This window comes from Komagataeibacter sp. FNDCR2 (assembly GCF_021295395.1).
In the GTDB taxonomy this organism is placed as follows: Bacteria; Pseudomonadota; Alphaproteobacteria; order Acetobacterales; family Acetobacteraceae; genus Komagataeibacter.
Map to the genome: position 1 here is coordinate 2146658 of NZ_JAIWOU010000001.1, position 12832 is coordinate 2159489.

Sequence of the window (12832 nt, forward strand, 5' to 3'; positions counted from 1 at the left end):
CGCCGCATGCGGGGCGCCGGGTGTCATTCCGCCGGTGTCACGGCGTCTTCCACCGGCACATAGAGGCGGTTGCCGCTATTGCGGAATTCCTCCTTTTTCTGTTCCAGACCGGCCTCGCGCTCGGCATTGGCCCGCAGGTCGTGGCTTATGCGCATGGAGCAGAATTTCGGCCCGCACATGGAACAGAAATGCGCGTTCTTATGGGCTTCGCGCGGCAGGGTCTCATCATGGTAGGTACACGCGGTATCCGGGTCGAGTGACAGCTTGAACTGGTCGTTCCAGCGGAAATCGAACCGCGCGCGGCTGATCGCGTCGTCGCGGATGCGCGCGGCCGGGTGCCCCTTGGCCAGGTCGGCGGCGTGGGCGGCGATGCGGTAGGTGACGACACCCACCTTCACGTCATTGCGGTCCGGCAGGCCCAGATGTTCCTTGGGCGTGACGTAACACAGCATGGCCGTGCCGAACCAGCCGATCATGGCCGCGCCTATGCCCGATGTGATGTGGTCGTAACCCGGCGCGATGTCGGTCGTGAGCGGGCCAAGCGTGTAGAAGGGCGCTTCGCCACATTCGCGCAACTGCTTTTCCACATTGACCTTGATCTTGTGCATGGGCACATGGCCCGGCCCCTCGATCATGACCTGGCAGCCCTTGGCCCATGCGATCTTGGTCAGTTCACCCAGCGTTTCCAGCTCCGCGAACTGGGCGGCGTCATTCGCATCGGCAATGGAGCCGGGGCGCAGCCCGTCCCCCAGCGAGAAGGCGACATCATAACGGCGCATGATGTCGCATATCTCCTCGAAATGCTCGTACAGGAAGCTCTCGCGGTGATGGTGCAGGCACCACCCGGCCATGATCGACCCGCCGCGCGAGACGATGCCGGTGACGCGCCTGGCGGTCAGCGGCACATGGCGCAGGCGCACACCGGCATGGATGGTGAAATAGTCCACCCCCTGTTCGGCCTGTTCGATCAGCGTGTCGCGGAAGATTTCCCATGTCAGGTCTTCGGGCACGCCGCCCACCTTTTCCAGCGCCTGGTACAGCGGCACCGTGCCGATGGGCACCGGGGCGTTGCGCATGATCCAGTCGCGGATATTGTGGATGTTGCGCCCGGTGGACAGGTCCATCACCGTATCCGCGCCCCAGCGGATGGACCAGACCATTTTCTCCACTTCCTCCGCCACCGATGAGGTGACGGCCGAATTGCCGATATTGGCGTTCACCTTCACCAGGAAATTGCGCCCGATCACCATGGGCTCAAGTTCGGGGTGGTTGATGTTGGCGGGCAGGATGGCGCGGCCCGCCGCGATTTCGGAACGCACGAATTCGGGGGTGACGAAGGCGGGAATGTCGGCGCCGAAATCCTCGCCATCGGCGCGGCGTTCCTCCGCGCCCTCGACCATGGTGGCGCGGCCAAGGTTCTCGCGGTGGGCGGCGTAGATCATTTCCTCGGTAATGATTCCCGCGCGGGCGAATTCATACTGCGTGACCATCTGGCCCGGCCGGCCTTCATGCACCGTGTGCGGCGCGGGGCAGGCGGGGACGAGATGTTCCCCCTGCGCGAAGCCGTTATCTTCGGGGCGGACGGCGCGCGGGGTGATGGCGGGCAGGTCGCGCGCGGCGATCCATGGCGCGCGCACGGGTTCGAGGCCCCGGCGCACGTCGATAGTCACGCGCGTATCGGTATAGGGGCCGGAGGTGTCGTACACGCGCACCGGGGGTTCGTTGGCGCTGGGTTCCAGCGCGATTTCACGAAATGGCACGCGGATATGGGCGTGGCCTTCGGGTGATGACCAGATCTTGACGGACCCCAGGATGGGGCCGGTCGTGACATGGTCGGGAGAGGAAGGCGCAGCGACGGAGGTCATGGCAGTGCTCCTTGTTTTCTCTCCGACAGGGGGTGGGAGAAAACCGGGCCGCGCGGCCTTGCGCGCTTGACCTGCCCCGCAGGGGGAACAGTTACATGCCGATTGTCCGCACCAGTCCCTCCGCCGGTATGAGCCGGATCAGGTTCCCCGGAGCGCACCATGCGCCCGGAAGGGTCTCCACATGCGTAAACCAGGTTACGCCAGCGGTATCTCAGCCCTTTTTCAGGACTCCCCTTGGTCGTTTCAGAATCATGAATCCCGCTGTTTTTGTCAATGATGTTACGAATGTATGGGCATCGGGGCGTGAAAAAGAATTCGTGTGCTGATTTGCCAGTGGCCGCGTTGTGATAGACTACGGGCCGACAACATCTTTTTCGGGGAAGCACGACAGTATGACAGGCAGCGCGATTTCAGACCGGATTGCACAGGGCAGCGGGCGCACGCCGGCGGATACGGTCATCCGTAACGTTCGCCTGTTCGATCTTGTGACCGGGACGCTCCTGCCAACGGACATCGCCCTATGCGGGGACACCATCGTCGGCACGCTGGACAGTTATGAAGGCGTGAACGTGATCGAGGGGCATGGCCGCATCGCCGTGCCGGGATTTATCGACACGCACCTGCATGTCGAATCCTCGCTCATCACACCATTCGAATTCGATCGCTGCGTGCTGCCCCATGGCGTGACCACCGCCATCTGCGACCCGCACGAAATGGCGAACGTGCTGGGGCGCCCCGCCCTTGATTACTTTACCGAGGCGGCACTGCGCACGGTCATGGACCTGCGCGTCAACCTGGCAAGCTGCGTGCCGTCCACCGCGCTGGAAACATCGGGCGCCACGCTGGGGGCGGCGGACCTGCTGGCCTATCGGGACCACCCCAAGGTCATTGGCCTGGCCGAGTTCATGAACATTCCCGGCGTGCTGAACTGTGATCCGGTCTGCATGGAAAAGCTGGAAGCCTTCGCCGGGGGGCATATCGACGGACATGCCCCGCTGCTGCGCGGGCGCAGGCTCAATGGCTACCTGTCCGCCGGGATCACGACCGACCATGAGGCGACGGCGGCGGATGAGGCGCTGGAAAAAGTGCGCAAGGGCATGATGGTCCTGATCCGCGAAGGGTCGGTGTGCAAGGACCTGCGCGCGCTGGCGCCGCTGCTCACTCCGGTCACGTCCCCGTTCTTCGCGTTCTGCACCGATGATCGCAACCCGCTGGAAATCGCGCATGAAGGGCATCTGGATTACCTGATCCGCCTTGCCATTTCACTGGGGGTGGAGCCGCTGGCCGCCTATCGCAGCGCGACACTCAGCGCCGCGAACGCCTTTGGCCTGCGTGACCGTGGGCTGATCGCGCCGGGGCGGCGGGCGGATATCGTCCTGCTTGATGACCTGCGCGAATGCCGGGTGTCGGATGTGATCAGCGCCGGGCGGCTGGTGAATGACGCGCTGTTCGCCGCGCGCGAGACCATTCCCGCCGTCGGCATCGACAGCATAAGCCTGCCCGCGCCGGTGACGCCCCAGGACATGGCCATGGCGGGCAGCGGCACACAGCGCCCGGTGATCGGCCTTGTGCCGGGCCAGATCATCACCCCGTTCCTGCATGCCGACCTGCCGGTGCGCGACGGCATGGTGCAGCCGGATCCGGCGCAGGATATCGCGCGCATCTGCGTGGTGGCGCGCCATGGGCATAACGACAATATCGGCCGTGGCTTCGTGAAGGGATTTGGCCTGTCCGGGGGGGCGCTCGCGTCCTCCGTCGGGCATGACAGCCATAACATATGTGTGGTCGGCATGAATGACGTGGACATGGCCACCGCCGTCAACCACCTGGAAAAGACCGGCGGCGGTTTTGTGGTGGTGCGTGACGGCAGGGTCGTGGCCGACATGCCGCTGCCGGTGGCGGGCCTTATGAGCGACGCTCCGTTCGAGACCGTGCGTAACCAGCTTGAAGTGCTGCGCGCCGCCGCGCGGACCTTGGGCTGCACATTGGATGAACCGTTCCTCCAGCTTGCCTTCCTGCCGTTGCCGGTTATCCCGCATCTCAAGATCACGGATTTCGGCATGGTGGATGTCAACCGGATGGAACTGGTCTGACACGGGGCTGCGCAGGTGACGACCCTGGCTGACCCGCCCGTGCGTGAGGCCACGGCCACGCTGCGCGCCTATCGCGCGGACTGGGTGCATTTCACGCGCTGGTGCGCGGACCAGGCGGTCTCCCCCATCCCCGCGCGACCGGAGGTGGTCGCCAGCTACCTGCGTAGCCTGACGGAATTCGCCCCCGCCACCATCCGCCGCCGCCTTGCCGCCATTGGCAAGATGCACCGTTTTAACGACGTGGCATGGGACGTGCGTGATACGCGCATCCGTAACGCACTGGCCGCAATGGTGGAACAGGTCCGTTCTCCCGCCCTTCCACCCGGGATCGTAACGCCAGACATGCTGCGCGCCATGGTCGCGCGGTGTGAGGAAGGTGCCCGTGGCCTGCGCGACCGCTGCCTGCTGCTGTTCGGTTTTGCCGGCGCGCTACGCCGGTCGGAACTGGTGGGCCTGCAGGTCGAGGATGTGCGTATCGAACCGGCCGCGGTCGTGCTGGACGTACGCGAGGAAGGGGGTGAGCAGCCCGTCATCCTGCCCCTGCCGCAGGACCGGGCCTTATGTCCCGCCGCCGCCTTCGCCGCCTGGCAGCAGGTCGCGCACCGGCTGACAGGGCCGCTGTTTCGCGGTATTTCCCGGGGTGATCGTGTGGGAGGCCGCGCGCTTACGCCCTATGCCGTGACCCGTATCCTGCAACGCCGCGCCCTTATGGCCGAGGTGCCGCCTGATACCGTCGCGCGGCTCAGCGCCCATGCCCTGCGGTCGGGCTATATAATGGATGCGTTACGGCGGGGGATGGAGATGGACGCGCTGTGCCGCCATACGCGCTACCGTGATCCGCGCGCCCTGCGTCCGTATGAACGCCAGCTTGCCGATGAGTGAAAACCTGCGCCTTCCCTGGGCGGACCTGTTTCCCACCCCCGCGCGGGCGGAGGAAGCACCCGCCTCCCCCCCACGCCGCGCGCCGGGGCGGCGTGGGCGGCGGCCGCTTTCGGCCTGGCCCAGCCCGTCCGAACCTGCCGCATGGCAGTCATGGCGCCTGCTGGTGTACGGGCCGGATGCGGCGATGGATGATTTCGTGGCGCAGGCTGCAGGCCCGGGGCTGATCCCGTGGCCTTTCGATGCCGAACGGGTCGAGGAAGATGTCTTTGCCCTGGCCATCGGTCCCCATGGTTCCGGGCGCGGGGCGCGGGGCCTGTCGGTGGAAGGCTGCCGTATCCTCGCGCGCCAGTTCCGTGCGGCGGCGGAGGCGCGCCATGCCCGCCTGACCCTGCGGGCGGGTGATTCCTGCCCGCTGGATTTTCATCGTCTCGTACCCGTGCCGGACAGGATCGTGTCACTTGGCGCGACGCACCCCGATGCGCGGGCCTGGCTGCGGGCGAACTGGGGCATGGTGGAAGCGCCGGTGCAGGTGCGTATCCTGCCCGGCCTCAAGGCTGGTCGCCGCCTGCCGCGCGGGCACCGGGCCATCGTTTACGGTTTTTTCACCCGCAATGGCGCGCCCGATCCCGTCATCCGCCGGCTGGAGGAGCATTATCCCACGCTGGCGTTCCGCCTGACGGAACGTTCACTGGCATGACGGGGCAACTCGCGCTTTTTGATGGCGTTCTGCCTGACGGTGAGCCGGTCATCGTACTGGATGCCTATCAGGGTGGCCTGTCGCACCTGCTGCAACTGGCGCATGCGCGTGAGATCGACCTGGCCCGGCTGGATATTGTCGCCCTGATCGACCAGCTTGCGCAGGCCGCGCGGGAGCGGGCCGCCCTTCCGCTTGGCCTCAAGGCGCAGTGGGCGGTCATGGCGTCCGGCCTGCTCCTGCTGCGTTCGCGCCTCATGCTGCCCGCGGATGATCCCCGCCAGCAGCATGCGGCACAGGAAGCGGCCGACCTGCGCGCGCGCCTGCTGGCGGCGGAAGGGGCGTCGCGCCTGGCGGGCTGGCTTGCGGCCCGTGAGCAGCTTGGGCGCGATGTTCATGCCTTTGGCGGCGCGGCCACCGTGGATGATGATGACGCCGCGCAATGGGAAGTGGACCGCATCGAATTTCTGTGGGGCTGCCTTGCGGTGTTTGATGGCAACTGGGGCATCATGGCGGTGGACGCGCCGTTTTACGCGCCCGTGCAGCTTGACCTGTTTTCGGTCGAAGATGCCCGCCAGCGTGTCCGCGCCTGTCTGGTGCGCGAGACGGGGCGGGTGCCGCTGGCGCGTATGCTGCCCGAGGCCATGCGGGAGATGCGTGAAGACAGTCTGTCCGCAGACCAGCGGCATTCGGACCAGCGGCATTCGGACCAGCGGCGTTCGGCCCAGCAGCGTTCGGCATGGAGCAGTACGTTCGTTGCCTGTCTGGAAATGGTTAAGCAGGGCGAGGCCCATGCCTACCAGCACGCGCCCGAAACCCTGCCGGAGTTCAGCCGCGTGCCCGATGGCGCGGCGGCGGACGGGGCGGACAGGGACGGCCGGAAACAGGGACGGCAGGGGGCGTGAGCTGTCTCAACTGTATTTCCGCGCAGCCATTTCATATCTGTATGACAACATAATTTTGGACTTGGGATAGGGTGGGGAACGGTCTCGGATTTTTTTACCTGTTTTTTTTAACACTTTGCTTGACTAGGATTTTTTTTTGATCAAGCTGGACGAAACTTTTTTTTAGTAACCTGACGGGCAGCGGGAAAGCAGGCGTCCCGCAGGCTGCTTTTCATCTCGGTCGCATGATCCGCGTGGCAGGCTGTTCACATCAGCCGTTTCGCATAAAATCGGGGTTGATTTCGAGGTGTTAATAATGTTTATGGATAAAACGTGATGAATGAATGGCTTGGTCTGTTATGGCAGTGTAAATTCGGTGCATACGCACCGAAATATGCACGGCCAGAGAGCGCTGTGGTCGTGTTCTCCTGTTCCGCCAGGGGAAGCGATCATCGTGCCGTGGGGCCAGGCCGGGGAGAAAAAGGCGGATCGCAACAGTCGTTTCGTAGCAACTGGTCATACTCCCAAAGTAAACTTTAGTGAAATCAGAACATCCAGAATAATTTTGTAATAATCCTTCCTAAAAACTATGCCGTTCTGAGTGAGGTATGGGTATGACGTATGCGGAACAGAGTGACAATACACTACAAAAGGTGATAATTTTCGCCATTGTCCTTGTGTTCGAAGCGGCACTGGTGATGGCGCTCCTGTATGGCCTGCACTCACCGCCGGAGGCGCCGAAAGCACCGGCACGCCCGCCGGTGCAGGTGCGGATGATAAAGGAACCCCCGCCACCACCGCCGCCACCACCACCACCGCCGCCACCGCCGGAAATCACGCAGCAGCCGCCGCCGTACATTCCGCCACCGAAGATTCAGGTGCCCGCGCCGCCGCCGCCGATGCACGTGACGCATACCAAGCCGCCAAAGGCGATGCCGCCCGCGAAGGCCGCGCCGCCGTCCGATGCGGCGGTATCCAACGCGCCGCCGGTTGCCGATCACTCGGCCGGTACGTCGCCGCTGAACCATGTGGTGCCGGAATATCCGGAAGAAATGTCGGAAGAAGGCCGCGAAGGCATCGTTTCGGTCGCCTGCGACGTTGAGGCGACAGGTGTGACCAGCAACTGCCAGGTGGTCAGCGTAAAGGGCGGTGACGCCTTTGCCGAAGCCGCCCTGAAGGCGGTGCGCCGCTCGCGTTACGCACCGGCGGTCAAAAATGGTGTGCCCGTCAAGGAATATCACCATCTCTACACGATCACGTTCAGTCTGAACGACTGAGCCTGAGTATCAAGGTCAGGCGCGGCGGGGGCCGGCAGCACCCCGTCGCCTCGGAAAAAACATCCTGCTCCAGAGGATTTTGGTTAAATGATCAGACTGCATCGTAAACATACTCTTGTTGCCTCGGCTGCGTTCGCCGCCATGTTGTGTGCTGCCTCTCCGCTCGCAGCCCTGGCGCAGGACGCCGCCCCGGCCGCGAACGATGCGGCCACGGCACCGGCGGTTTCCGCGCCCACGACCGATGGCTCCGGCGCCCCCGCCACCCCCGCACCGGGCACCGACGCCCCGCCCGTGCAGGCCACTGCGCCGTCTGACGCCACCCCGGCGCCCACGGATGCGGCCCCGGCCCCGGCGGCTCCGGCTGAAGCCCCGGCACCCGCTCCCGCCCCGGCGGCGGACGCCACCCCACCGGCCGACGCCCCCAAGGCGCCGGAGGGCAACCCCTACGGTCTGGGCGCCCTGTGGGCCAATGGTGACTTCATCGCCCGTGGCGTGCTGCTGATCATGGTCTTCATGTCGCTTGGCACGTGGTACATCATGATCACCAAGTTCTTCGAGCAGGCCCGCGTCATGGCCGCCGCGAAGCAGGTGGTCAGCGATTTCTGGACCAAGGGCTCCATCAAGGACGGCGCCGCCGCCCTGCCCGTCAACTCCCCGTTCCGCTACATTGCCGATACGGGCGTCAAGGCCGCCGAACACCATGAAGGCACGATGCAGGAATCCATCGACCTGCATTCCTGGACCACCATGTCCATCCAGCGTTCGGTTGACGTGATCCAGACCAAGCTGCAGGGCGGGCTTGCCTTCCTTGGCACGGTGGGGTCCACCTCGCCGTTCGTGGGTCTGTTCGGCACGGTCTGGGGTATCTACCACGCGCTGACGGCCATCGGCATCGCGGGTCAGGCCTCGATCGACAAGGTGGCCGGTCCGGTGGGTGAATCCCTGATCATGACCGCCATCGGCCTTGGCACCGCGGTGCCGGCGGTGCTGGGCTACAACCTGCTGGTGCGCCGCAACAAGGGTGCGATGGACCGCATCCGCAACTTCGCGGCCGATGTGCAGTCGATCCTGATGGGCGGGTATCGTCATGGTGGCGACATCACCATCCATCCCGACAGCTCCCCGACCACAACGACTATCGATAACCGGGTGGCCTGATCATGGGTATGCAAGTTGGAGGTGGCGACGATGAAGACGAGGTGGTGTCGGCCATCAACACCACACCGCTTGTCGACGTCATGCTGGTGCTGCTGATCATCTTCCTGATCACCATCCCCGTTGCGACGCATACCATCAAGGTCAGCCTGCCGATGGATGCCAACCAGCCCACCCGGACGTTGCAGAACAACATCGTCGTCGCGGTGACGCCAACGGGTCAGACATACTGGAACGAGACGCCGCTCACCAGCTATGCCGATCTCGAATCCCATCTGGAACATGTGGCGGTGGAAAACCCGCAGCCACAGATCCAGATCCGTGGGGACCAGGCCGCGCATTACGAAGGCGTGGGCCGGATCATCGCGGCCTGTCAGCAGGCGGGTATCGTCCACATCGATTTCATTACCGAACAGCCGCACGGCTGATATCCAGTCCCGGCCGGGGTTCATCCCCCGGCCAATTTCGGGAGAGTAGACACCATGGGCATGAATGTCGGCTCAAACAGCACGACAGAGGATGAAGGTATTGTCGATATCAATACCACGCCCCTGATTGACGTCATGCTGGTGCTGTTGATCATGCTGATCATCACCATTCCGCTTCAGACACATTCAGTTTCGATCGACCTGCCGCAGGGCAACCCCCCGCCGTCACAGGCCCAGCCGGAGCCGGTGGTGGATACGGTGGCGATTGATTTCGACAACACCATTACCTGGAATGGCGAACCCGTTCCCGATGATGCGGCCCTCCAGGCCCGGTTTACCGAAGCGGCGGCGCAGCCGGTCCAGCCCGAAATGCACATCCATCCGGACCGTCTGGCCAGCTACAAGGTCGTGGCGCGGGTACTGGCCGATGCGCAGCGGCTTGGCGTGAGCAAGCTCGGGATCGTGGGGAGCGATCAGTTCATGGATGCGCAGTAAGCTGTGTATTTCTGAATAAGTTACAGTCTGGTCAATCAAAACGGCCTCTCCTTCGGGAGAGGCCGTTTTTTTATGCCGCGGGCCATGGGCAATAATGCCTTTTTTTCAGGCACGGCAGGCTGTGACTGCTGTGGCATCAAAGACACAAAACCTACATTGTTGGTGGCTGTTCTGTGTCAATACGTTATGAAACCCATTATCAAAAACAAATAGAATCGTTATTTATCAGTAAGATATGTTGTGGGGACTGGGTGTGTGACCCGGTGTTGTCAAATAGATAAACAGCGTGTTGCATTTTTTAAACTTTCCGGGCGCATATGTATTTCTTAAGTCAACATATATGCGGAATGTTCAGGTTCCGTAACTACCTCGGCATGACCGGAACACGACGGGACCTGCGGGTAGTCAAGGCAGACGGGGATGGCTGCCACTGGAAAATCGTAGGGCCGCCGGAATATCGGGGCGCAGACAGATTTGCGGGGGAATGAATGAAGACGGGCCGGGATATTTATAGCGTGGTGAAACGCCAGGTACGGAACGCGGGCGGTCGCACCGGTCTTGCGGGGCTGGGCATGCCGGGGCTGAAAGCGCGCCTGCGTGCCATGTCCTGCCTGGTTGGCACGGTCTGTATCGCCACGGGGGCCGATGGCTGGGCGCAGGCGGCGACGCCTGACCAGACGCAGCAGCATGCCCCCGCCAAGCGTGTCGCTACGGCGCCAAAGCACACCACCGCCGCAAAACCGGCCACGGCGCAGTCCGCGGGTGTAGTCAACCATCAGGACCCTGAAGAGATTCATGTCGCGTCCTCGCGGCACGCGAATGATGGCGGCGGCGGCATGATGCGGCTGGAAACGGCGCCCCATGCGGTCCAGACCGTGAGCAAGCAGTTTATCGAAATGCGCAACCCGACCAGCACCGCGCTTGATCTGGTCAAGAACCTGCCCAGTATGAACGTGACCACGCCCGATCCTTCGGGCATGGAAGGTGGTCAGATCCAGACCCGTGGCCTGACCGATCTGGATATGGGGCTTATGCTGGACGGCGCGCCTGCGGCGGCTGCCAAATACCTCAACGAAGACATCGATTCCGAAAACCTCGAGAGCGTGGAAGTCACGCCCGGCAGCTCGGGCACCGACCTGCCGGTCATGTCCGCTGCCGGCGGTGTGCTGAGCGAGCGTTCCCACACGGCATCGCACAAATTCGGCGGCATGACGGACTTCTCCTACGGGACGAACAACATGTCGCGTGAGTTCATCCGCCTTGAATCGGGTGACATCGGCAATACCGGCGTACGTAGCTACTTCTCGTTCTCCAACACGCATTCACGTTCATGGATGGGTTCGGGCATCAACTCGCGTAAGCACATCGATTTCGGGCTGCAGAAGGATTGGGCCAACGGGTCCAATGCACGGCTGTTCGTTTCATGGAACTACGAAGACTTCACGATTGACGCCTATCCCGACAGCCAGGCGTTCGAGGCATACAAGCACAACGGCACCGGCTACGGCCGCAACTCCGACCCGACCAGTGACAACTACTGGAAGAACAATAACGACCACTGGAACCAGATCTTCCTGACGGCGCCGATCCATGTCGTGCTGCCCGCGAAGTTCACGTTCGACCTGCAGCCCTATTTCAGCTTTGGTCAGGGCTGGGATGGTTCGCCGGGTAACGGCACGCCTTATACGACCCCGTCGGGCTACAACAGCAACGGCAGTCCGTACTGGGATGTGAAGCAGGGCCAGAATAACTCGACCGCCTACTTCCTGGAAAATGAAGCGCGTCAGGTTGGTGTCGTGGCGAAGATGGGACGCCATCTCGACCAGCACAACTACCTGTCGTTTGGCTACTGGTACGAAAACAACCAGACCATCCAGAATTATCCCACCAGCTACACGATGGCTAATGGTGCGAACCCCAGCCCGAACTGGGCATCCTATCAGCAGACGGGGTTTGGCACGACTGGCGTGAATGCGGGCTACGAACTGCATGCCCTGTTCATTCAGGACACGGCCAAATATTTCAACGACAAGCTGCAGATTCACGCAGGCTTCAAGTTTGTCATGTCCGATGCGTGGGATAAGGGCTGGACCTCCAACCCCAATACCGGGTCATGGGTCTATGGCAAGAACGGCACGGCTTCCGGCCGGATGGGCGCCAATACCACCGAGCCGCTGCCGCAACTGTCGATCGGCTATACCTTTAACGATCACCACCAGATCTACATCAACGCGGAAGGCGACTATCGTGAGCCGAGCGCGACCGATCTGGGCTGGCTGGACCCGCAATATTCCAAGATGCTGAAGAACCAGTATTCCATCAAGGAAGAACTGGGCTACCGTTACCACGACAAATACGTGATGTTTGATCTGTCACTGTTCAACTACAATGTGACCAACCGCATCATGGATACCTATATCGGCGCCAATCAGTACATGCCGATCGAGGCGGGCAACCAGACCATGCGCGGCTTCGACGCCATGATCGCGACCCGTCCGTTCCATGGTTTCAGCCCGTATGCATCGTTTGAATACCTGCACGCGACACAGGATTCGAATGTTACGGACCCCAACTCCGGCATTACCTATGCCGCGAAGGGCAAGCAGGCGATCATGGCGCCGCGCATCATGGCGAACTTCGGCCTGACCTATAAGTACAAGGGCTTCTTCGCCAACGGCAGCGTGCACTACACCGGCGCACAGTCCGTGGCGCTTGACAACAGCGAGCGTATCCCCGGTTACGTGACGGATACCCTGTCGCTTGGCTATCACTTCAAGCCGTTCATGTATGCGAAGTCGCCGACCTTCCGCCTGAACTTCACCAACCTGACGGGTTCCATCGTCCGGACGGGTGCGATGGGTGCGATCTATCACGGTGGCCAGCAGGGCGGGTCGACCTGGCCCGTGTTCTACGGTGCCGCCAACGGCCGTTTGACTGAAGGCAACTCCTTCATGGTCGAACCGCGCTTCACCATGACGGGCACGGTCTCCACTTCCTTCTGATCACTCTCACGCATGGGGAACCCCGCCTTTGTCCAAAGGCGGGGTTCTTTGCGTCGG

At 62.7% G+C, this 12832-nt stretch carries 10 protein-coding genes and 1 riboswitch; of the genes, 9 read left to right on the forward strand and 1 reads right to left on the reverse strand.

Annotated elements, in window-relative coordinates:
• Positions 1 to 23: 23 nt before the first annotated feature.
• Complete coding sequence (gene thiC / locus LDL28_RS10205; RefSeq protein ID WP_233058448.1) at positions 24 to 1865, reverse strand: phosphomethylpyrimidine synthase ThiC; 1842 nt, start codon at positions 1863 to 1865, stop codon at positions 24 to 26.
• A gap of 97 nt (positions 1866 to 1962) precedes the next feature.
• A riboswitch (TPP riboswitch) is annotated at positions 1963 to 2110 on the reverse strand.
• A 147-nt stretch (positions 2111 to 2257) separates the two neighbouring features.
• On the opposite strand from thiC, the gene ade reads away from it, so the two are divergent.
• The 9 genes from ade to LDL28_RS10250 all read left to right on the forward strand — a co-directional run bounded on the left by ade (position 2258) and on the right by LDL28_RS10250 (position 12775).
• Entirely contained in the window at positions 2258 to 3958 is a 1701-nt protein-coding gene (gene ade, locus LDL28_RS10210) for an adenine deaminase (protein WP_233058449.1), read from the forward strand.
• 15 nt (positions 3959 to 3973) lie between these two features.
• Positions 3974 to 4840, forward strand: coding sequence for a tyrosine-type recombinase/integrase (locus tag LDL28_RS10215; RefSeq protein ID WP_233058450.1), 867 nt, complete (start codon positions 3974 to 3976; stop codon positions 4838 to 4840).
• Entirely contained in the window at positions 4833 to 5537 is a 705-nt protein-coding gene (locus LDL28_RS10220) for a hypothetical protein (RefSeq protein ID WP_233058451.1), read from the forward strand. Before LDL28_RS10215 ends, LDL28_RS10220 begins: the two co-directional genes overlap by 8 nt.
• Complete coding sequence (locus LDL28_RS10225) at positions 5534 to 6439, forward strand: hypothetical protein (RefSeq protein ID WP_233058452.1); 906 nt, start codon at positions 5534 to 5536, stop codon at positions 6437 to 6439. Before LDL28_RS10220 ends, LDL28_RS10225 begins: the two co-directional genes overlap by 4 nt.
• Positions 6440 to 7026: 587 nt before the next feature.
• Positions 7027 to 7695 carry an energy transducer TonB gene (locus LDL28_RS10230; RefSeq protein ID WP_233058453.1) on the forward strand — a complete coding sequence of 223 codons (669 nt, stop codon included), beginning with the start codon at positions 7027 to 7029 and terminating at the stop codon, positions 7693 to 7695.
• 87 nt (positions 7696 to 7782) lie between these two features.
• Positions 7783 to 8853, forward strand: coding sequence for a MotA/TolQ/ExbB proton channel family protein (locus LDL28_RS10235; RefSeq protein ID WP_233058454.1), 1071 nt, complete (start codon positions 7783 to 7785; stop codon positions 8851 to 8853).
• A 2-nt stretch (positions 8854 to 8855) separates the two neighbouring features.
• A complete protein-coding gene (locus LDL28_RS10240) occupies positions 8856 to 9278 on the forward strand; it encodes a biopolymer transporter ExbD (RefSeq protein WP_233058455.1) in 423 nt (140 codons plus the stop codon).
• Between the two features lie 54 nt (positions 9279 to 9332).
• A complete protein-coding gene (locus LDL28_RS10245) occupies positions 9333 to 9773 on the forward strand; it encodes a biopolymer transporter ExbD (protein WP_233058456.1) in 441 nt (146 codons plus the stop codon).
• A gap of 488 nt (positions 9774 to 10261) precedes the next feature.
• Entirely contained in the window at positions 10262 to 12775 is a 2514-nt protein-coding gene (locus LDL28_RS10250; RefSeq protein WP_233058457.1) for a TonB-dependent receptor, read from the forward strand.
• The last annotated feature ends 57 nt before the right edge of the window (positions 12776 to 12832 follow it).